The sequence below is a fragment of the Humitalea sp. 24SJ18S-53 genome, assembly GCF_050632385.1.
Lineage (GTDB): Bacteria > Pseudomonadota > Alphaproteobacteria > Acetobacterales > Acetobacteraceae > Humitalea.
The window spans coordinates 2,136,130-2,157,233 of sequence record NZ_CP192599.1; the positions used below are offsets into that span (position 1 = coordinate 2,136,130).

General features: G+C 69.2%; 21 protein-coding genes. 15 read left to right on the forward strand and 6 right to left on the reverse strand.

The window, feature by feature from the left end; genetic code table 11:
* Positions 1-139 precede the first annotated feature (139 nt).
* From dctP to ACQW02_RS10380, 3 genes are read left to right on the forward strand one after another with little or no spacing between them, the layout of a single operon-like run.
* Positions 140-1,144, forward strand: a complete 1,005-nt coding sequence (gene dctP, locus ACQW02_RS10370) for a TRAP transporter substrate-binding protein DctP (protein WP_431285165.1) — start codon at positions 140-142, stop codon at positions 1,142-1,144.
* Positions 1,141-1,683: a TRAP transporter small permease gene (locus ACQW02_RS10375; protein ID WP_431285166.1), complete on the forward strand. Its 543-nt coding sequence runs from the start codon at positions 1,141-1,143 to the stop codon at positions 1,681-1,683. Before dctP ends, ACQW02_RS10375 begins: the two co-directional genes overlap by 4 nt.
* A 4-nt stretch (positions 1,684-1,687) precedes the next feature.
* Entirely contained in the window at positions 1,688-2,968 is a 1,281-nt protein-coding gene (locus ACQW02_RS10380) for a TRAP transporter large permease (RefSeq protein ID WP_431285167.1), read from the forward strand.
* Here the strand turns inward: ACQW02_RS10380 and ACQW02_RS10385 are convergent, their stop codons facing one another.
* From ACQW02_RS10385 to ACQW02_RS10405, 5 genes are all read right to left on the reverse strand, one after another.
* A complete protein-coding gene (locus tag ACQW02_RS10385; RefSeq protein WP_431285168.1) occupies positions 2,969-3,925 on the reverse strand; it encodes a hydroxyacid dehydrogenase in 957 nt (318 codons plus the stop codon). It abuts the gene before it with no gap.
* 2 nt (positions 3,926-3,927) lie between these two features.
* A complete protein-coding gene (locus ACQW02_RS10390) occupies positions 3,928-4,902 on the reverse strand; it encodes a Bug family tripartite tricarboxylate transporter substrate binding protein (RefSeq protein WP_431285169.1) in 975 nt (324 codons plus the stop codon).
* Positions 4,903-4,996: 94 nt separating this feature from the next.
* Positions 4,997-6,634 (reverse strand): EAL domain-containing protein, encoded by a 1,638-nt coding sequence (locus ACQW02_RS10395; RefSeq protein WP_431285170.1) that lies wholly within the window; start codon positions 6,632-6,634, stop codon positions 4,997-4,999.
* Positions 6,635-6,719: 85 nt separating this feature from the next.
* Positions 6,720-7,250, reverse strand: a complete 531-nt coding sequence (locus ACQW02_RS10400) for a carboxymuconolactone decarboxylase family protein (protein ID WP_431285171.1) — start codon at positions 7,248-7,250, stop codon at positions 6,720-6,722.
* Positions 7,251-7,389: 139 nt separating this feature from the next.
* Entirely contained in the window at positions 7,390-7,965 is a 576-nt protein-coding gene (locus ACQW02_RS10405; RefSeq protein ID WP_431285172.1) for a peroxiredoxin, read from the reverse strand.
* 110 nt (positions 7,966-8,075) lie between these two features.
* Here ACQW02_RS10405 and ACQW02_RS10410 point away from each other — a divergent pair, with 110 nt between their 5' ends.
* Positions 8,076-8,978 carry a hydrogen peroxide-inducible genes activator gene (locus ACQW02_RS10410; RefSeq protein WP_431285173.1) on the forward strand — a complete coding sequence of 301 codons (903 nt, stop codon included), beginning with the start codon at positions 8,076-8,078 and terminating at the stop codon, positions 8,976-8,978.
* 157 nt (positions 8,979-9,135) lie between these two features.
* Here ACQW02_RS10410 and ACQW02_RS10415 read toward each other — a convergent pair whose 3' ends face one another.
* Positions 9,136-9,936 (reverse strand): IclR family transcriptional regulator, encoded by an 801-nt coding sequence (locus ACQW02_RS10415; RefSeq protein WP_431285174.1) that lies wholly within the window; start codon positions 9,934-9,936, stop codon positions 9,136-9,138.
* A gap of 125 nt (positions 9,937-10,061) precedes the next feature.
* On the opposite strand from ACQW02_RS10415, the gene ACQW02_RS10420 reads away from it, so the two are divergent.
* The 11 genes from ACQW02_RS10420 (at position 10,062) to ACQW02_RS10470 (ending at position 21,103) form a co-directional block, all read left to right on the forward strand.
* Entirely contained in the window at positions 10,062-10,841 is a 780-nt protein-coding gene (locus ACQW02_RS10420; protein WP_431285175.1) for an enoyl-CoA hydratase/isomerase family protein, read from the forward strand.
* 4 nt (positions 10,842-10,845) lie between these two features.
* Complete coding sequence (locus tag ACQW02_RS10425) at positions 10,846-12,342, forward strand: AMP-binding protein (protein WP_431285176.1); 1,497 nt, start codon at positions 10,846-10,848, stop codon at positions 12,340-12,342.
* Entirely contained in the window at positions 12,339-13,835 is a 1,497-nt protein-coding gene (amaB, locus tag ACQW02_RS10430) for an L-piperidine-6-carboxylate dehydrogenase (RefSeq protein ID WP_431285177.1), read from the forward strand. The genes ACQW02_RS10425 and amaB overlap by 4 nt, the downstream gene beginning before the upstream one ends.
* Entirely contained in the window at positions 13,825-14,607 is a 783-nt protein-coding gene (locus ACQW02_RS10435) for an enoyl-CoA hydratase/isomerase family protein (protein ID WP_431285178.1), read from the forward strand. The genes amaB and ACQW02_RS10435 overlap by 11 nt, the downstream gene beginning before the upstream one ends.
* Before the next feature lie 13 nt (positions 14,608-14,620).
* Positions 14,621-16,198: an AMP-binding protein gene (locus ACQW02_RS10440; protein ID WP_431285179.1), complete on the forward strand. Its 1,578-nt coding sequence runs from the start codon at positions 14,621-14,623 to the stop codon at positions 16,196-16,198.
* A 27-nt stretch (positions 16,199-16,225) separates the two neighbouring features.
* Positions 16,226-17,224: a Bug family tripartite tricarboxylate transporter substrate binding protein gene (locus tag ACQW02_RS10445; protein ID WP_431285180.1), complete on the forward strand. Its 999-nt coding sequence runs from the start codon at positions 16,226-16,228 to the stop codon at positions 17,222-17,224.
* A 317-nt stretch (positions 17,225-17,541) separates the two neighbouring features.
* Positions 17,542-18,336, forward strand: a complete 795-nt coding sequence (locus ACQW02_RS10450; protein WP_431285181.1) for a mitofilin family membrane protein — start codon at positions 17,542-17,544, stop codon at positions 18,334-18,336.
* 52 nt (positions 18,337-18,388) lie between these two features.
* Positions 18,389-19,462 (forward strand): PstS family phosphate ABC transporter substrate-binding protein, encoded by a 1,074-nt coding sequence (locus tag ACQW02_RS10455; RefSeq protein WP_431285182.1) that lies wholly within the window; start codon positions 18,389-18,391, stop codon positions 19,460-19,462.
* 24 nt (positions 19,463-19,486) lie between these two features.
* Positions 19,487-20,206, forward strand: a complete 720-nt coding sequence (locus ACQW02_RS10460; RefSeq protein ID WP_431285183.1) for a hypothetical protein — start codon at positions 19,487-19,489, stop codon at positions 20,204-20,206.
* A 46-nt stretch (positions 20,207-20,252) separates the two neighbouring features.
* Entirely contained in the window at positions 20,253-20,687 is a 435-nt protein-coding gene (locus ACQW02_RS10465; RefSeq protein ID WP_431285184.1) for a hypothetical protein, read from the forward strand.
* Positions 20,688-20,704: 17 nt separating this feature from the next.
* Positions 20,705-21,103: a hypothetical protein gene (locus ACQW02_RS10470; protein WP_431285185.1), complete on the forward strand. Its 399-nt coding sequence runs from the start codon at positions 20,705-20,707 to the stop codon at positions 21,101-21,103.
* The last annotated feature ends 1 nt before the right edge of the window (position 21,104 follow it).

Sequence of the window (21,104 nt, forward strand, 5' to 3'; positions counted from 1 at the left end):
CTCTCAATGCCGGCGGAAACTGCGTCGCCGTCGCCCCCGGCGTCAACCTGGACGGCTGGCCGGTTGACCGGGCCGGGGCTGCGCCGCATGGATTGCTGTCAGGAACGTCCGATCATATTGCCCCAACGGAGGCCCCATCATGCGCCGTCGCAGCCTGCTCCTCGCCATCCCGCCAGCCGCCTTCGCGGCCGGGCAGGCCCATGCCCAAGCGCCCGCGCCGGGCGTCGCGACCATGCGCCTGTCGCACCAATATCCCCCGTCGCATCACATCTCCCGCCTGTTGGAGGCCTTTGCCGCCGACGTCGGGATCCGCAGCAACGGCAGTGTGGTGGTCCAAATCTTTCCGGCCGAACAATTGGCCCGGGTCAGCGAGAATTTCCCCGGCGTCGCCCGTGGCGCCTTCGAGGCCGCGGTCGCCACCAACTTCACCTGGGGCAATACGATCCCGGAGATGTCGGCACCGACCATCCCCTATCTGTTCACCAGCCTGGACCGTATCCAGAAATTCGCCGGCAGCGATGCGCGGCGCTTCCTCGATGCCGCGACATCGCGGCGCGCGGTGCGCAGCCTGGGCTGGCTGTTCACCACGCGGTCCAGCATCTTCACCAGCCAGAGGCGCCCGATCCTCGAACTGGCCGATTTCCGTGGCTTGAAGATCCGCGGCCTGAACGCCCTGATCGACAGCGGGCTGTCCGCCGCCGGCGCCGCCCCGGCCGCGACCCCAGCCCCGGAAGTCACCGCCGCCCTGCAATCGGGCGTGCTGGACGCCGGGCTGACCGACGTGTCCGCCGCCGTGTCGCGCCGCTTTTACGAGGTGCAGCGTTTCGGCACCGTCGCCCCCTTCTTCGCGGTCTTCACCCAGGTCTACGTCAATCCGCGCTGGTGGGACGGGTTGCGCACCGAACAGCGCAGCGCGATCGAGGCCGCCATGGGCAAGTCCGAGACCGATGCCATCGGCGTGACCGAGGCCACGGCCGCCGCGGCCCTGGTGGAACTTCGGGCCAAGGGCATGACCGTGCATGAACAGACCGACGCCGAGGCCGCCGCCTGGCGCGATGTGATGCAGCCGCCCGTGCTGGCGAACTTCCTGCGCCAGGCGCCGGATGGCGGGCCGCGCATCCTCGAACTGCTGCGCGCGTTGTGAAGCCGCTGGCATCCGCCGTCGCGGCGCTGTCGCGGCTGGCGGGCGCCATCGGCAGCGTCGCGACCGTGACCTGCCTGCTGTTGATCGGCTGGTCGGTCGTCGCGCGCTATGTCTTCGGCCAGCCGCAGGGCTGGATCGACAAGGTCGCGGGCTGGCTGGTCGTGGCCCTGGTGCTGCTGGCGGCGCCGGAGGCGCAGCGGCGCTTCGAACACATCGGCGTCGATATCGCCGTGGGTCGCATCGGCCCGGCCTGGGCACGCGCCGCCCGGATCGCGGGCGCGGTCTCGGTCGCCGTGGTGGCCGCCATCCTGTTCTTCGCGGGGCTGGAGGCGGTGGAATTCTCCCGCATGGTCGGGCTGATGACCGATATCGAGGGCGTGCCGGAATGGTGGATCCAGGTGATCCTGCCGGTCGGGGCCGCCGTGCTCTTCCTGGTGGCGGTGGTGCAGGCGATTGTCCTCGTGACCGGCGGCACACCCGATTTCCAGCCGGATGACGAGCCGGATTTCACCCATGATTCGCTGACCAGCCGGGAGTAGTCGGGTGCTTTTCCTGGGTTTGATGGTCGCGCTGATCGGCCTGCTCTACCTCGGCCTGCCGATGTTCGCGGCCCTGTTCCTGTTGCCGCTCGGCGTGCTGCTGGCCGTCGAGGGTGGCGTGCCGGCGCTTGGCGAAATGGTCATCGGCAAGCTCGATGGCTATCTGCTGGTGGCGATCCCGCTGTTCATGCTGATGGCGCATGTGATGGTGCGCGGGCGGGTGGTGGATGACCTGTATGGCGCGGCCTTCGCGCTGTTCCGCCGCGTGCGGGGTGGCGTCGGCATCGCCACGGTCCTTGCCTGCACGATCTTCGCGGCGATCAGCGGGTCCTCGGTCGCGACGGCGCTGACGGTCGGCAAGATCGCGATCCCGCAGATGCTGCGCTACGGCATGTCGCGCAAGGGCGCCTTCGGCGTGGTCGCCGGGGGCGGGACGCTCGGCATCCTGATCCCGCCATCGGCGCCGATGGTGCTCTACGCCTATGTCACGGAAACCAGTGTCGGCGCGCTGTTCCTGGCCGGGTTGGTGCCGGGGCTGATGATGGCGGCGATGTTCGCGGCCTATGTGATGATCACCGAAAGCCGCGCCGTGGTGCCCGAGGGCGATCCGCCGCCCGAGGCGATCGGCCCCGTCATGGCCCGCGCCGGCTGGTCGATGTCGCTGCCGGTCTTCGTGCTGGGCGGCATCTACATGGGCGTCTTCACGGCGACCGAGGCCGCCGGCACCGGCACGCTCTACGCCCTGTTCATCGCCGCCGTGATCTATCGCACCCTGACCTGGCGCGACCTGATCGCGGGGGTGCAGGAGGCGACGCGGACCTCATCCATGCTGCTGCTGATCATCGCGGGGGCGGCGATCTACGGCTACATGCTGACCAAACTGGGCGTGCCGCAAAAACTGACGGGGGAGATCGCGGCCCTCGGCCTCGACCGCACCGGCTTCCTCATCGCCATGATGGTGCTGCTGTTCATCCTGGGGCTGGTGCTGGAATCCTTCAGCATCATCCTGCTGACCATGCCGGCGATCCTTCCGGCCATGGAGGTGCTTGGCATCGACAAGGTCTGGTACGGCGTGCTGCTGACCTTGTCGCTGGAGATGGCGCTGATCTCGCCGCCGGTCGCGATGAACCTGGTGGTCATCAAGGCGATCACCGGTGCACCGCTTTCGGAGGTGAACCGGTCGATCATGCCCTACATGATCATGCTGGCGATCGGCACCGGGCTGCTGATCGCCTTTCCGGGCATCGCCCTCTGGCTGCCGCGCCAGGCGGGCTACGCGGGATAGTTATTCCAGGATCACGGAATCCGGGTCCAGGCAGCCGTTGAAGTAGTCGATCACATTCGTCGCGGCCGAAAGCGACATGCGCCGCAGGCTCTGCGCCGTGCTGGCGGCGACATGCGGCGTCGCCACGACATTCGGCAGGGAGAGCAGGGGGATCGGTGTCGTCATCGGTTCCGTATGGATCACGTCGATGCCCGCCGCGGCGATGTGGCCGGAACGCAGCGCCGCTTCCAGCGCCGCCTCATCCACCAGCGTCCCCCGCGCGGTGTTGATCAGCACGGATCCCGGCTTCATCGCCGCCAGGAAACCCGCATCCACCAACCCGCGCGTGTGCTTGTTGGACGGCAGGTGCAGGCTGACGATATCGGCCTCCGCCATTGCCGCCGCACGATCCGGCGCGGGGACGAAGCCCAGGCCCCGGATGGTATTGGCCGGGATGGCGGGGTCATGCACCAGCACGCGCAAGCCAAAAGCGGCGCAGAGTTTCGCGACGCGCGTGCCGATGCGGCCGAAGCCGATCAGCAGCACGGTGCGGCCCGCGAGGTCGAAGGTCGGCGAGTCCGACTGCACCCGCCATTCGCCGCGGCGCAGCCCGGCATTGTAGTCCACCAGCCGGCGGGCGAGGGTGAGCATCAGCATCAGCGCATGTTCGGCGACCGACAGCGCATTGGCCTCCGGCGTGATCGCCAGCGTGCCGCCATGGGCCAGCAGCGCCGGCACATCCACCGTGTCGTAGCCAACGCCATGGCGACAGACGAAGCGCAGCAGCGGTGCGTTGTCGAGCAGCGCCTGGTTCACCGGCATGCCGCGCACGATCATCGCCTCGGCCCCGGCCAAAGCGGCGGTGCGGGCGGCGGGATCGGCCAGGGCTTCCTGCGTCAGCACGTCGAAGCCGCCATGGTCGCGCAGCAGGGCGATGCCATCCGGATGGATGGCATCGGGGATCAGGACACGGCGCATGGTCAGTTGTTGCTCCAGGGACGCTCGCGATAGAGCTGCTGAACGAGTTCGGCCTCGCGCAGCACCGATTGGCGATACTCGTCGGCGTAGAGGATGCTCAGCGGCAAGGTCAGCCTTGTGGCTTCCTCGGTGAAACTCGGGTCGGCCAGCATGGTGCGGAAGGCGGCGACCAGGGGCTGGGCGATCTCGGGCGGCAGATCCGGCGGGGCGACAAAGCCGCGCGCCGAGCCGCCGATCACGTCAAACCCCTGTTCGCGGAAGGTCGGCACATCGGACATCGCCGACCAACGCTCGGCGGAGGCCGAGCCAAGGCAGCGCGTCGTGCCCTGGCGCAGCAGCGCCACGCCCTCGCTGTTGTTGTAGGAGGCGACGTCGATGGTCCCGCCCAGCAGGTCGCGGATGACGATGGCCGTGCCGTTATAGGGGGCGTTGAGCGCGCGCACCCCCGCCTTCTGCTCGAAGGCCAGCAGCAGGATATGGTCGTCCGACCCGATGCCGGCGGCGCAGCCGACCGAGACGGACTCCGCCCCACGCCGGCAGGCGGCCTGGAGATCGGCCAGGTTCTGCAGCGGCGAGTCCTTCTTGACCCAGAAAGCGCCCGCGTCATCGACGACCTGGGCGATGTAGGTGAAGCGTTCGGTCGACCAACGCGCCGGCCGATCCAGCAGACGCGTCGCGAAGGACAGGGTGGCGACCGCGCCGAGCGTGTAGCCATCGGGCCGGGCGGCGAAGATGGCCTCGCCACCCATCTGCCCGCCGGCGCCGACGCGGTTGTTCACCACGAAGCGCGCACCGGGCAGGTGGTTCGGCAGATGCTTGGCGACCAGGCGGCCCATGATGTCGATGCCGCCGGCAGGCGGGTAGGGCACGATCATCTCGATCGGCCGGGCGTGCGGCCAGCCGGCCTGGGCCAGGGCAGGGGTGGCGAGGGTGGCCGAGCCGAGCACGGCTCCGGCCATTTGTCGGCGGGAAAACATGGGCGTTCACTCCGGCAGAGATTTTGGGCCCTTATGCCGTCGTTCCCGCGGTGCGTCATCCCTTGGGGCGCGTCAGTGGATCTCGCTCCGGCCGCTACGACCAGGTCTCCGTGGCGCTGCCGCGACGGCGGCCACTGGGCATCGGGCCTGGCCGGCCAAACAGCCATCCCTGGCCGTAGTCCACGCCCAGCTTGATCATGCGGGCCACGTCATCTTCCGTCTCCACCCGTTCGGCCACCGTCTTGGCGCCGACCGCGCGGGCCAGGTCGATCATCGAGGCGATGAAACTGCGCTCCCGCTCCTGCGTCGCCGCCGCCTGCACGTAGGAACCGTCGAGTTTCACGTAATCGACGCGGAAGGCGCGCAGGTAGCGGAAGGATGCGGCCCCCGCGCCGAAATCATCGATGCAAGCGGCGATGCCCCGTTCCCGCAGGGCGGCGATGGTGGTCGCGGCCTGTTGTTCGTCCTCGATCTCCGCACTTTCGGTCAATTCGATCAGCAGCCGACCGGGCGGCACCCGTGCCAGATCCACCAGGTCGAGCAGGCTGGCGCGGAAGCGCGGGCTCTGGGCCGAATGGCCGGAGATGTTGAAGGCGATGGAGGGACCGGCCTTGCAGGCTTCGATCGCCACGCCGGCGACGGCCAGGTCCAATTCCTCCGACAGCCCGGCGCCCTCGACGATGGAGACGAATTCCTCGACCCCCGGCAGCCCGGGCTCGGGCCGCAGCAGGGCTTCGTAGTGGTGCGGTTGGCGGTCCGCCAGGCCGCAGATCGGCTGGTAGTCCATGCGGAAGCGGCGTTCGGCGATGGCGCGGCGATAGCCGGCGCGACGTTGCGCCACGACGCCGAGGAAAGCCTGCAACCCGCCGCACATCCCGGCGGCCGCCAGCCCCGCGCCACCCCCGCGGGTAAAGGCGCTGAGCGCGTGGCGCAGCGCGCGAGCGGCTTCCGTCTCGTTCATGCCCTCGCTCGCCAGCGGCAGTTCCAGCGTGGTGATGCCGCCGGCGACGCCGCGTTCGGCCAGCAGGCGCGACATGGCGCTGGCGGCGGCATCAAGGGCCAGGGTCCCTTCGCCGGTCTGCATCACACCAAAGCGCCCGGGGGCCATGCTGCCGGCGAGCGCCCCGGGACTTGCGTGTTCGGCCAGGGCCGAGGCGAGCGCGCCACCAAGCGCCGCGTCGCCGGCGGCGATCCGCGCGGCGGCCGGGCCTGTGATTTCCAGCAGACCAAGCCTGCTTGGCGATTCCAGCATTCGCGCCTCGGCCGCGCGCAGGAACCCGGCCCCGGTCGGGGCGTCGTTGCCGGGCAGGGCGGCGGCGGAGAGTCCGGTCGGCGCGGGGCCGATGGTCAGGCACAGCCGCAACTGGCCATCGACCCCTGGCATCGCCAGGCCGGACAGCACCGCATGCCCACCCAGCCGGATCAGGCAGGGGGCCAGGCGCCCGCGGGAGGCCAGGGTGGAAATGGCGGCCTCAAGCAGGGCGCGGTCCTCGGCGGCGGCCAGGGCGGCGATGGGCTGGCCGATCAGGCTGTCGGCCTCGCGCCCGAAGCGTGAGCGAAAGGCGCCGACGGCAAAGCCGATCACGCCCCGGCTGTCGGTTTCCAGCAGGCATTCGGCCGCGGCGAAGGCGAAGGCGACGAAGCGCTCCCGCCCGCCGAGGGCGGAGAGCGCGGCCTCGCCTCCGCCGCGCGCCGCGGGCATGGGGGCGTCCGACATCGTCCTGTCAGACACGATCACGATGTCATCTCCACGCCATGGCGCAGGATGGCGTGACCGGCCTTGCCAAGCCGTGAAGGGTTTTTCGCGGTCGGGCGGTTCAGCCCGCCAGCGCGTCCTCACCATCCAGCACGGCGGCGACCGCATGCACGGTCGCGGCGATGCGGACGGCGGCCTGCACCTGTTCCTTGGACAGCCCACCGTGCAGCACGATCTTCTCGTGGCTTTCCATGCACATGCCGCAGCCGTTGATGGCGGAGACGGCGAGCGCCCAGAGTTCGAAGTCAGCCTTCTCGACGCCCGGCTTGGCCATGACGTTCATCCGCAGCTTGGCGGGCATGTTCGGGTAATCGCCGCCGACCAGATGCGTGAAGCGGTAATAGACATTGTTCATGCCCATGATCGCGGCGGCCGCCTTGGCGGCGGTCAGCGCCTCGGCCGAGAGTTTCGGGCCGAATTCGGCGACGATCGCCTGGGTGGTCGCGGCATGGCGGCTGGCCAGGGCCGAGGCGATGAAGGTGCCGGCAAGCTGCTGCTGGTTCAGCAAGGGCTCCGTGGCCAGGCTGCCGAGGTTGAGCTTCAGGTCCTTGGCATATTCGGGCAAGCGCGCGCGCAGGGCTTCCAGCGACATGGCCGGGCTCCTCTTGAATTTTCGGGATTATAAGGTGGTGCGGGGAAACGGCACGCACTTTCGTGCGTGCCGCAAGCCCGAATGGGCGCTGCCGCCTATGTGGCGAGCAAAGCGCGCGCCCGGCGCCTGAGGGCGTGTCTTACGCCGCTTTGTCGAACAGGGCCTGCGGGGCCAGGGTCTCGGTGCCCTTGGTCCAGTTGCAGGGGCAGAGTTCGTCGGTCTGCAACGCGTCAAGCACGCGCACGACTTCCTGCGGGTTGCGGCCGACGTTCAAGCCGTTGGCCGAGGCCCACTGGATGGTGCCGTTCGGGTCGACGATGAAGGTCGCGCGCAGCGCCACGCCCGCGTCCTTGTCGAGGATGCCGAGGGCATCGCACAACTCGCGCTTGGTGTCGGCCAGCATCGGGAACGGCAGGTCGCGGATGTCGTCGTTGTACTTGCGCCAGTTGAGATGGACGAACTCACCATCCGTGCTGCCGCCGTAGACCACCGCATCGCGGTCGGAGAACTCGCCGTTCAGCTTGCCGAAGGCGGCGATTTCGGTCGGGCAGATGAAGGTGAAGTCCTTCGGCCAGAAGAAGAAGATCTTCCACTTGCCTTCGTCGGTGGCGTTGGAGATCTCGGTGAAGGACACGCCGGGGCCGCCCAGGCCATCGGGACCGCCCTTGACGGCGCTCAGGTTGAAAGCGGGGAAGGTGTCGCCAACGGTCAGCATGATGCGGTCTCTCCGTGAATGGGGCGCCGTGGTGCGCCTGGGCAGGGATATGGCGCAGTGCAGCAATTCATGCCAATGAATAGTTTAACACAGGATAATCGACTGGATCGATGAGCCCGCTGCCGACCCCGCAACAATTGCGCTACCTGACGGCCTTGGCCGAGCACGGGCATTTCGGCCGCGCCGCATCGGCCTGCGCGGTCACGCAATCGACCCTGTCGGCCGGGATCATGGCGCTGGAACGGCTGCTGGACGCGCAGGTGCTGGACCGCGCCGGCGGCAAGCGGCCGGTGTTCACGCCGCTGGGGTTGGAGGTCCTGGGCCGGGCGCGGACGGCGCTGACCGCATTGGGGGCGGTGACCGAACTGGCAGATGCGTCGCGCGAGCCTTTATCGGGGCCACTGCGGCTGGGGCTGATCCCGACCATCGGCCCCTTCCTGCTGCCGCGCCTGATGCCGCGGCTGCGAACCGCCTTTCCCCGGCTGCGGCTGTGGTTGCGTGAGGATCAGACCGATCGGCTGATGGACGAGCTGACCGCCGGGCGACTCGATCTGCTGCTGCTGGCCTTGCCGGTGGCGGGTGAGGGAATCGAGACCCTGACCCTGGCGACCGACCCCTTCCTGGCCGCCTTGCCGCAGGGCCATCGCCTGGCGGCACAGGACCCGTTGCCGGTCGCGGCGCTGGGATCGGAACGGCTGCTGCTGCTGGAAGACGGTCACTGCCTGCGCGCCCAGGCGCTGGCTGCCTGCGGCCTGCCGGGGGCGGCGTCGGGCGATGGCTTTGCCGCGACCAGCCTGCATACGCTGGTGCAGATGGTGGCGGGCGGGCTGGGGTTGACCCTGCTGCCGCGCCTGGCCGTGCAGGGCGGCGTGCTCGCCGGGGCGGAGATCGCCCTGCGGCCGCTGGACCCGCCGCAGGGCCGCAGCATCGGCCTGGCGTGGCGGGGGCGGGGGGCCAGGGCCGCGGAATTCCGTGGGCTGGCGCCGGTGATCGCGGATGCTTTGGCACTGTAGACGGCCGAAGGCCTTGGCTCTGGCCACCGAAAAAGCGGTTCGATGTCGCGGCGCTTTGAGTATTTTCAGCTCAGGTGGCCTCACCTGGCGACTTGGAAAATGCGCCAAAACAACAGGCTAGACCAGATGACGTGAGCCCCTGCGAACGGAAAATGGTCTAGTCGCGCAGCCCCTGCATCTGCGAAATCGCCGCCGCGGCACCGGTGATCAGCGGCGCGTAACGCGCCTCTGCCTCCTCCATTGGGCAACGCAGCTTGTCCACGGCGATGTTGATCGCGGCGACCGGCGCGCCTTGCGTGTTGAGCACGGGGGCGGCGATGGAAATGTCATTGATGAACAGTTCCTCCGCCGTGACCGCATAGCCGCGCCGCAAGGCCAGATCGAGACTGCCGAGAATCTCGCCCATATCGGTCTTGGTGTAGGGCGTATGGGCCCTGATGCTTGACGCCCCGAGGATACGCTCCGCCTCCACCCGCGGCAGGCGCGACATCGCGGCGATGCCAGGGGCCGTGCAATAGGCCGGTAGCCGGCTGCCGACGATGATGTTCGCGTGCAGCGTGGCGCGGCTGAGCAGCCGCGCGACATAAACGATGTCGGTGCCGTCGAGGATGGTCAGGTTGACCGCCTCCTGCGTGCTGCGGTTCAGCTCCATCAGGTATGGCAGCGCACGGTCCACCAGCGGGCTGTTGCGCAGGTAGGCGGCGCCAAGGTCCAGGTTCCGCACGGTCAGTTCGAATCGCCGCGTCGCCGGATCCTTCGCCAGGTAGCCGAGGCCCTCCAGCGTATGCAGGAACCTTTGCGCCGCGCTGCGGTCGAGCCCGGTCAGCGCCGCGACCTCGGTCAGCCCCAGGCTGCGCCGCCCGCCGCCGAAGGCGCCGAGCACGCGGAAGGCCTTTTCCACCGACTGGACATAGAGCCTGTCCTCCGGCGCGGAATCGGGTTGCGGGGCTTTGGTCACGGGGTGACTCCGGGCTCGGTGAATCGTCGTTGACAAGCGCGTGGCACTCGCGTGATGATAATAGCAATACTAGTTATCGCATTGCAATACATTGCCGTCGCAAACCTGGGCGGCCAGGAGCAGCCATGAGCAACGATTTCGTCCTGCGTTCCACGGAAGGGGCCGTCGCGGTCCTGACGCTGAACCGCCCTGAGGTCCTGAACGCCTGGCACATGGCGATGCGCGACCAGTTGCGCGCCCGCCTGGATGACGCCGAGGCCGAGGCGGGCATCGGCAGCATCGTGCTGACCGGCGCCGGCGACCGCGCCTTCGGTGCCGGCCAGGACCTGAACGAGACAAAAACCTTCGACGCCGACCGCGCCGAACTCTGGATCGGCGAGTGGGAGCGCCTCTACGACCGCATCCGTTCGCTCAGCAAGCCGATCGTGGTCGCGCTGAACGGCGTGGCCGCGGGCTCGGCCTTCCAGGTGGCGCTGCTGGGCGACATCCGCATCGGCCACCCCGGCGTCACCATGGGCCAGCCGGAGATCAACTCCGGCATCGCCAGCACCACCGGCCCCTGGATCATGCGGGAGATGATCGGCATCGCCCGCACCATCGACCTGACCCTGACCGGGCGGATGATGGACGCGGCCGAGGCGCATGCGATCGGGCTGATCAACCGCCTGGTCCCGCAGGACCAGGTGATGCCCGCGGCGCTGGCGCTGGCGGCCGACCTGGCCGCCAAGCCGCCGAACGCGATGCGGCTCAACAAGGCCCGCTTCCGCGAGGTGACCGAGGCCGGCTTCCGCGACTGCCTGGCCGCCGGCGTCCGCAACCAGCGGGAAGCCTATGCCACCGGCGAACCGGCGCGGATGATGGAAGCCTTCCTGGCCGCCCGCGCCCAGCGCAAGCAGCCCGCCTGACCTGATGCAGCCAGAGGGCTTCATCGGTCGCTTCGCCGACATGGCGCGCGCCGAGCCGGACCGGGTTTTTGCCCGCTTCGACGGCGCGGTGCTGACCTTCGGCGCGCTGCACCAGGCCTCGGACGCGCTGGCCTCCGGCTTGCGCAGCGCCGGGGTCGCGCGGGGCGACCGGGTCGCGGTGATGCTGCGCAACAGCCCGACCGCCCTGTCGTTGCTGCTCGCCCTGGCCAAGGCCGGCATCGTCTGGGTGCCGGTGAACGTGCAATTGCGCGGCGCCGGCCTGCGCTACATTCTGGACCACGCGGCACCCGTCGCCCTGATCGCCGACGACGACCTGATGGCCCTGGCACAGGACTGCGGCGCCACCCTGCCGGCATTGCTGTGGACCGAGGCTGAGGTGACCCACCTGCCGCACAGCGCGCCCTGGGCCGAAGCGCCGCCCTGGGCGGCCGATCTTTTCTCCATCAGCTACACCTCCGGCACCACGGGCCCGCCGAAGGGCGTGCTGGTCACGCACCGGATGCTGCGCCTGGCGGGGGAGGGTGCCCGTCTCGTCTCCGATGCGCAGGACGGCGACGTCTTCTTCATGTGGGAACCGCTGTATCACATCGGCGGATCGCAACTGATGGTGCTGCCGCTGCTGCGCCGCGTCGTGCTGCACATGGTCTCGCGCTTCAGCGCCAGCCGCTTCTGGCCGGACGTCATCGCTAGCGGCGCCACGCAGATTCATTTCCTGGGCGGCATCCTGCAGATCCTGATGAAGCAACCCGCGTCGCCGCAGGACCGCGCCCATGCCGTCCGCATCGCCTGGGGCGGTGGCTGCCCGCCGGAGATCTGGACCGCGTTCGAACAGCGCTTTGGCCTGCGCATCCGCGAATGCTACGGCATGACGGAGGCTTCCTCCTTCACCACCTTCAACGATCGCGGCGTGATCGGCTCGGTCGGGCGCGCGATGCCCTGGTTCGATGTCGCGGTGCTGGCGCCGCCGGGTGAGCGGGGCGAGATCATCGTCTCCAGCCCGCATCCGCTCGCCCTGACCCCCGGCTACTTCCGCAACCCCGAAGCGACGTCCATGACCTTGCGCGAGGGGCGGCTGCATACCGGCGACCTCGGCGCTTGGGATGCCGATGGCAACCTCATCTTCCACGGCCGCATCACCGACAGCGTGCGGGTGAAGGGCGAGAACGTCTCGGCCTGGGAAGTCGAGCACGTTGCCGCCGCCCATCCCGCCGTCGAGGATTGCGCCATGATCGGCGTCGCGAGCGACGTGGGCGAACACGATATCAAGCTCTTCGTCCAGCCGCGCCCTGGCGCCACGCTGGACCCGGAGGGACTTTGGGACTGGCTGGCCACGCGCCTCGCGACCTACCAGCGGCCCCGCTACATCGCCTTTGTCGATGCCTTCGAACGCACGCCCAGCCAGCGCATCACCAAGCACAGCTTGCCCAAGGATGCCGCCTGCTGGGACCGACTTTCCCTTGCCAAGGAACCTGCCCGATGATCCCCCTGGTCGATGATGCCGCGGCGCTGCTCGCGCGCCTGGGCGTGCCCGCAGCCGCGCTCACGGGCGGAAGCCTCGCCGCGCGCACGCCGATCAGCGGCGAAATCCTGGCGATGGTGCCGGAAAGCACTGATGCGCGCGGCACCATCGCCGGCGCGGATGCCGCGTACCGCGAGTGGCGCGACGTCCCGGCGCCACTGCGCGGCGAGTTGATCCGCCTGCTCGGCGAGGAATTGCGCGCCGCCAAGTCCGACCTCGGCCGCCTGGTCACGCTGGAAGCCGGAAAAATCCTGTCGGAGGGGTTGGGCGAGGTGCAGGAGATGATCGACATCTGCGACTTCGCCGTCGGGCTGTCGCGCCAGTTGCACGGGCTGACCATCGCGACCGAGCGCCGCCATCACCGCATGATGGAAACCTGGCATCCCTGCGGCGTGGTCGGCGTCATCACCGCCTTCAACTTCCCGGTCGCGGTCTGGGCCTGGAACGCGGCACTGGCGTTGGTCTGCGGCAATGCCGTGGTGTGGAAGCCGTCGGAGAAGACACCGCTCTGCGCCCTGGCGGTGCAGGCGTTGTTCGAACGCGCCGCGGCCCGGTACGGCGGCGTGCCGGCCGGGCTTTCCACCCTGCTCATCGGCGGGCGGGAGTTGGGCGAGGCGCTGGTGGACAGCCCGCTCGTCGCCGTGCTGTCGGCGACGGGATCCACCGCCATGGGGCGTGCCGTGGCGCCCCGCGTCGCGGCCCGGTTCGGCCGATCCATCCTGGAACTCGGCGGCAACAACGCCGCCATCGTGACGCCCTCGGCCGACCTGGACTTGGTGGTCCGCGCCGTCGCCTTCGCCGCGATGGGCACGGCCGGGCAGCGCTGCACCACCCTGCGCCGGTTGATCGTGCAGGAGGATCTGCGCGACACGCTGCTGGAACGGCTGCGCCGCGCCTATGGCACGGTGTCGATCGGCGATCCACGCGCGGCGGGCACGCTGATCGGCCCCTTGATCGATTCCGCCGCCGGCGCGGCGATGGAGCAGGCGCTCGACACCGCCCGCGCCGATGGCGGCACGGTCTGGGGGGGCGAGGCCATCGATGGCCCCGGCGGCACCTATCGCCGCCCCGCACTGGTCGCGATGCCCGCGCAGACCGCGATCGTGCGGCACGAGACCTTCGCACCGATCCTGTATGTGCTGTCCTACAACGATCTCGCGCAGGCCATCGTCCTGCACAATGACGTGCCGCAGGGCCTCTCCTCCTCGATCTTCACCAATGACCTGCGGGAGGCGGAAGGTTTCCTCGCGGCCTCCGACTGCGGCATCGCCAACGTCAACATCGGCCCGTCCGGCGCCGAGATCGGCGGTGCCTTCGGTGGTGAGAAGGAAACCGGCGGCGGCCGTGAATCCGGCTCCGACGCGTGGAAAGGCTACATGCGGCGCGCCACGAACACCATCAACTACGGCCGCGACCTGCCGCTCGCGCAGGGGGTCACCTTCGATGTCGGCTGAGGTGCTGCTGGTCACGCGCCCTGATCCGCGCATTGCCATCGTCACCATCAACCGCCCCAGCAAGCGCAACGCCTGCGACCGCGTCGTCTGGACGGGGCTCGGCACCACGTTCCGTGCGCTCGCGAAGGACGGCGTGCGCGGCGCCGTGCTGACCGGCGCGGGTGGGCATTTTTCCGCGGGCGACGACATCCTGGATGCCACGCTTGCCCGCGAAACGCCGGAGACCACTGCCAGCTACGCGGCGGCCATCGCCGGGGCCTTCGACGCGATCACCGAAGTGCCGTTCCCCATCGTCGCCGCCATTCCCGGCTTCTGCATCGGCGGGGCGCTCAGCCTGGCGCTGTGCTGCGATTTCCGTGTCGGGACGCCGGCCGCGTCGCTCGGCATCCCCGCGGCGAAACTCGGCTTCGTCTATCCGCTGGTGCAATGCGCCCGGTTGCAGGCGCTGGTGGGGCTGAGCTGGGCGCGCCGCATCCTGTTCACCGGCGACCGCATCGATGGCGCCACCGCCGCGGAGATCGGGCTGCTGGACACGCTGACCGAGGGCGATAGCGTCGCCGCGGCCCTGGATGTGCTGGCACCGATGCTGGACAGCGCGCCGCTGACCATCGCCGCCACCAAGCGCATCTTCACGGCCCTGGCGACCGCCGAACCCGCGCGCCACGCGCCGGCGATCGAGGCGCTGCTCGCGCGGATCGAAGCCAGCGACGATCTGCGCGAAGGGGCGCTGGCTTTCGCCGAAAAACGCCGCCCGCGTTTCCAGGGACAATGAGGGACTGCACGACATGGTGACGATGCCCCCCGTCGGCGATACCACGCTGCGCCAGGTCATGGACGCGCAGGCGCTGACCGATCCCGACCGCGTCTATTGCACCTTTGGCGGCCGGGCCTGGCTGTTCGGTGAATTGAACAGCGCGGTGAACCGTGTGGCGAATGGGCTGCTGGCCCAGGGGCTGCGGCCCGGCGATCGTGTGGCACTGATGCTGCCGGGCCATCCCGATCACATCATCTGCATCCTGGCATTGGCGAAAATCGGCCTGGTCCGGGTGCCGATCAACACCAGCCTCAAGGGCGCGGCCCTCGACTACCCGTTCGAGGCCTTTGCGGCTGACGCGCTGATCGCCGATGCGCCCTATGCCGAAACGCTGGCACCCGTGCTGGCCAAGGGCGCGCTGCGCCGTGTCTTCTGGCGCGGCACGCCGCCGTCCGGCGGGCAGGGTTTCGACCTGCTGGCCGAACACCCCGACGCATCGCCCCCGGCTGTGCAGCCAACAGCCGACGACATCATCGCCATCACCCCCAGTTCCGGCACCACCGGCGCGCCCAAGGGCGTGCTGAAATCCGACCGCACGCTGCGCGCCGGACCCATGGCCATCCTGCGCCTGACCGAGGCGCAGCCTGGCGAGACCTTCCTGTTCTGGGAGGCGCTGCATCACGGCGCCGGCGTCGCCGTCTGCATCGCCGCGGTCCTCGGCAAGGTCACGCTCGGCATGGTGGACCGTTTCAGCGCCAGCCGCTTCTGGAGCCAGGCGAAGCAGATGGGTGCGGCCCGCGTGCATTACCTCGGCAGCGTCCTGCCCATGGTGCTGAAGCAGCCGGAAGGCCCCGACGACCGCGACCATGGCGTGGCCATCGCCTGGGGCGGCGGCTGCCCGGCCGAGATCTGGCGCCCGGTCGAGGAACGTTTTGGTGTGCAGATCCGCGAAGGCTATGGGCTGTCGGAGCTGATCACCTTCTGCACCCTCAACCTTGAAGGCCGCGTCGGTTCGGTTGGCCAGGCACTGTCCTGGTACGACGCCGCCGTCATGGATTCCGATGGCAAGCCCTGCGCGACCGGTGAGACCGGCGAATTGTGCTTCCGCGCGCAACACGCGGGCCTCGGCTTCCTCGGCTATTTCCGCAACGAGGCTGCGACGGCCGACGCGATGCGCGGCGACTGGTTTCGCAGCGGCGACCTGGCGCGCGCGGATGCCGATGGCTTTCTGTATTTCGCCGGCCGCGCCAAGGATTCCATCCGTCGGCGCGGCATCAATATCTCGGCCTGGGAGGTGGAGCGCGTGCTGCTTGATCATCCCGCGATCGAGGAAGTGGCGCTGATCGGCGTGCCGAGCGCCTTGGGCGAGGATGAGATCAAGATCTTCATCCGCATCGCCTCCGGCGCGACCTTGGATGCCGCCGACCTCCTGCTCTGGTGCGAACCGCGCCTGCCGGCCTTCCAACTGCCGCGCTATGTCGCCTTCGTCGATGATTTTCCGCGCACGCCCACGCAGCGGATCCGCAAACTCGAACTGCCGCGCACGACGGCAGGCTGTTGGGACCTGGAGACGTCTGGCCTCGCGCTTGGTCGCCGCAGGAGCGGTTGAGCACCCATCATCCTTGGAGACATCACGATGGCACATCAGGACAGTCGGACGATCGGCACCTTCGGTCGCCGGGGATTGCTTGGAACCGCGATGGCGGCGGGGCTGTTGCCGCTCGCTTCGGCCCGGGCGCAGGCATGGCCCACCCAGTCGCTGCGAATCGTGGTGCCCTTCGCTGCCGGCGGTGCCGTGGATTTCGTCGGCCGGCTGGTCGCGCAAGGCCTTGGTGAGCGGATTGGCCAGTCGGTGGTGGTGGAAAACCGCACCGGCGCGGGTGGCGCCATTGGTGCCCAATTCGTCGCCCGCTCGGCGCCGGACGGCTACACGCTGATGATGACGCCGGTGACCAGCTTCGCGATGCTGGCCGGCCTGCCGAACAACAACCTCAACCTCGATATGGACAAGGATTTTTCCGCCGTCGCCACGATCGGCGCGGTGCCGATCGTCGTGGCCGTGCATGGTTCGGTGCCGGCGGCGAATCTCGCGGAACTCGTCGCCTATGCCAAGGCGAACCCGGGCCGGCTGTCCTATGCCTCGGCGGGGAATGGCTCGACCGAACATCTCGCGGCCGAGCTTTTCGCGCTGCGTGCCGGGATCGAGATGCTGCACGTGCCCTATCGCGGCGGTGCGCCGGCGATGACCGACCTGATCGCGGGTCAGGTCCAGGTCATGTTCGCGACCTTGCCGAATGTCATGCAGAACGGCAGCGGGGTGAAGGTCCTCGCCATCGCCATGCCGGCACGTAGCCCCGTCCTGCAGGATGTGCCGACCGCGACGGAAGCCGGCGTCGTCGGGTTCGACGTCGCCTCCGTCTACGGCATCCTGGCCCCGGCAGCACTGCCCGCCGCGATCCGCACGCGGTTGAGCACCGAGATCGTGGCGCTGGTCGAAACCCCGGCGGTGTCGGTGCGGCTGAGCCAACAGGGGATCATTCCAACGCCATTGCCGGCGGCGGAGTCACAGGCCCTGTTGCGGGACGAAGTGGTGCGTTGGCGCGAGGTCATCGAGCGCGCACGGATCACGCTTTAGCGGATCGGCTGCCGCCGGGGATTCGTGGCGCCTCGGCGGTCAGGCCGAGTCTGGGCCACCGACGCAACCGTCGGCGTCGCATCCAGGTCTCGAATCGTGCCGATTCGATGGCCGTTCATGTTCCCATAACGTTTGCCGGGCTGAGCCGCCCGATCTGATCCGGCGGCCCGCCCGCGTTTGGCCTGTCTCGACCCTCCGCGCACCGCAGGACGGGCAAGTGTCGTTTCCCTGAAGAGTCACGCCGAACTTTACACTCTTTGTTAGTCGCGGCCGACCACAGTGCCTCCCGTGCCAATCAAACCGCTCGGTGAAGACCTGTGACCGTTCCGACCGACAACCCGCCCGTGACCGAATGGCCTGCCGTGCCGCTGTGGCGGCGCATGGCCCTTCCCGGAGCCTGCCTCCTGATCGGGATGGCGATCGGCTCGACCGTGCTGCTCGGCCGGCATCAGACCGCCGATGCCGCGGCCGCGATGCCGTCCCGGCCCACCAGTATCGAGGTGGCGCTGGAAGACCGCCTCCTGGCGCTGGAAGCACGCCATCAGGCCCAGGCCGCCGCTGCCACGCGCAGCGACATCCAGCGCGCCCCGCAGGCCGACCGCTTCTTCGCGGCCGCTCTTCACCTGCAGGCCGCCATCGCCTCGCCGCGCCCCTGGCTGCGCGAATATGAACTGGTCGTGGCACTCGCCCCGCCCGGCGCCTTGGCGCGCCCGCTGGGGGAGGTCTTGGCCAGCCACGCCGCGCGCGGCATCCCGACCGAGGCCGATCTGCGCGAACGCTTCATGACCCTGACGCCCGTGCTCGCGGCCCGGGTGCCGGCCGGCGGCGGGTTGCTGGAGCGGGCAGGCTCGACCGTGCGCGGCGGCTTTGCGAATGTCGGGCTGGTCAGCCCGCCGGCGCCGTCGCCGACCGACGCGACGCTGGCCGGCATCGCCAACCAGTTGCGGCGCGGCAGCCTGGCCGCGGCCGTGGCCGATGCCGCGACCCTGGACGCTTCGGTGCAGCCCCTCATCGCCGGCTGGCTCGCCCAGGCGCGCGCGCGGCTGGCGGTCGAACAGGCCATTCAGGAAACCTTGCTGCACGCCTTGTCCCCGGTCGCGCGGCCCGCTTAGCGCGGCGCCGCTGCCCCGGACACGTCATGTCATCCCAAAACAGGAGACTCCGTTGCGCCATCTCACACTGACCCTTGCCGCCCTCGGCGCCATGATCGCGCCGATCATGTCGACGCCGGCCCAGGCGCAACTGACCGCGCCGATGACGCTGCGCGACCGGCTGGTCGTCGTCAGCTCGATCTCTGCGGCCGCATTGGCGGAGGGGCTGACGCGCGGCTTCGCCGAACGCTATGGCGAAACCGCCGCGCCGATCCTGCACAGCCTTCCGACCGCCCGCGCTGTCGAAGTCTTTTGCGCCGGTACCGGGCCGCAAACGCCGGACATGCTTGTGGCCCTGCGCCGCATGCCACGGGCGATGATCGAAACCTGCAACACAAACGGTGTGCGCGATATTATCGAGATGGACCTCGGCCTTGGCGCCGTGGTGCTCGCGGTACGCCGTGGCGAAGCGACCCCGGCACTGACCTCCCGCCAGGTGTGGGAGGCGCTGGCGGCCGAACGCCATGTCGAGGAGGAGTTCGTGCCGAACCGGGTGCGCGCCTGGTCCGACATCAGCCCCACGCTGCCGCGTGCCGAGATCCGAATGATGGTCCCGGACGACGCCAGCGGCAACCGCGCCTTGTTCGACGACCTGGTGATGGAGGCCGGCTGCCGCAACGTCCGGCCGATCCGCCTGTTGTTCGAGGCGACCTACCGCCGCGCAAAATGCATCACGCAGCGCACCGATGGGCGGGCGACGTCGGTCAGCATGGTGAACGCGCCCTCCGCGTTGCTCACCGCACCGCCCGGCACCATCGGCGTGCTGACCTATGAGCAGGTTTCCAACAGCGGCGGCAATTTCGTGGCGCTTTCACTCGACGGGGTCGTGCCGACGGCGGCCTCGATCGCGAACTTCGACTACGAGCAGACCCGCACCGTCTACCTCTACGCCAAGCGTCAGCATGCGCGGAACCAGCAGGGCGTGGGCGTGGTGCGCGGGATCCAGGAATTCCTGAATGAGGCCGCGAGCGAAGGCACCACCGGCCCAGGCGGCTACCTGACATCCGCGGGTCTGGTGCCGCTTGGCCCCGCCGAACGGGCTGCGCAACGCCGCGTCGCCGAAACCCAGACACTGATGTCCCGCTGATCGCGCCATAGGGAGGCCGCAACCATGACCCGCAAGCCCAAGATCGCCTCTGCCACATCCCTGGCACTGGTGGCCATGCTCGCACTGCCAGGCATCGGGACCGCACAGACGGCGCCCTCCGGCAGAACCGTCGTCACGGCGCCGCTGCAGGATCTGGCGGCATCCGATACCTTTGGTGAGCGGGTGCAACAGCTCTGGACCGACATGCTCGGCCTGTTCGGCATGGGGCTCGGTTCGTCTGGCTTCATGCGCAGCCACAATGCGGCGGCCCAGCGCCAGGCGCAGATGCGCGACGACTTCGCCTGGCTGATGGACATCGCCGGTTTCAAGCTGAAGGAAATCGAGTCCTCCGTCGGCATCATCCCGACCCTCGGCCTCACCTTCGGCCAGGCCCGCGAACTGACCGAGGCTGATCGCGATTATGTGGAGCGGCAGTTGGAACGCCACGCGCGGCTGCATGGCGGGCCGCTGGCGGTGGTGCAGCGGACGATCGTCCGCGCCGTGCTCGACGCATCGGAGCTGGGCAGTTTCTCGGTCGACAAGGTGGAGGTCGATTTCTTCCCCCTGCCCAGCGTGAAATTCGTGCTGGCCCCCAGCGATGCACCGCTTGGTATCGAATCCGCGCGGATCATGCGCGCGATCGACCGGCTGAATGCCCGCATCCAGACCATGTCGCCAAGCCAGCAGGGGTTTGGCATCACGCCGCCCCTCAGCCCGCCCAGGGTGCGCCCCGCCTCGCTCTGACAGGTCGCCCACATCCGACAGGCCTCCAGAAAGGAAAGCCTTTGCCATGATGGCTCGAGAAACGCCGACCCGCGGCCAGTTCGAGGAACTTGTGAAGCTCCATATGCAGGGGCGGCGCTTCCTCGACCGCGATCAGGAAACGCGGCTGCTTGAGGAAGGGGTCACACGCTACGCCCTGACGCTCGACCAGGCGGCAGGGGCGGTGCGTGTCGCCGCGGAACAGGATGAGGTGGCGACGGAGCGCGAACTCTCCCGCTCCGCCGCGCAGCTTCTACGCACGCTCGCCGACAGCCGCTCCCGCGTCACGCGCGAGGATTTCCGCAAGGCCGCGGCCTTCTACCGCGCCCGCGCCGGCGCGGGCCTTTCCCAGATTGAGGCGGAGCGTCGGGTCAAGCGCCTGATGGAGCAATCCGACCTGACGCCCCGCCGAGCAGGCCGGCTGGTGCCGACCAGGCGCTGGTATCGCGCGATCGAAGCCTGAGGAAAGGACACCCAACCATGCGACGCATTCCCTGCCTTATGATGATGCTGGCCGTCTCCACGCCCATGATCGTCCAGCCGGCCATGGCCCAGACTACGGCCCAGACTACAGCCCAGACCACGGCCCGGCCGCCGGTGGCGCGTCAGGCCGCGGCCACGCAGCCGGTCGGCAACCAGGTCGCGGCCAGCCAACCCGCCACCAGCCAGGCGGCGTCATCGGCCGTGACGGTGCAATTGCCGTCGGTGCCGAACCTTTCGCCGGGGCACGCGGTGGCTTTGGGGGCGGGGCTGTTCATCGGCGCCGTGCTCGGGTCGGCCATGATCCACGGTGGCGGCCTGGCGACGGTGATCGGCGGTGTCGCGGGGCTGGTCACAGGGAACTGGGTCTGGGTGCAGCACCACGACGCATTGGACTGAG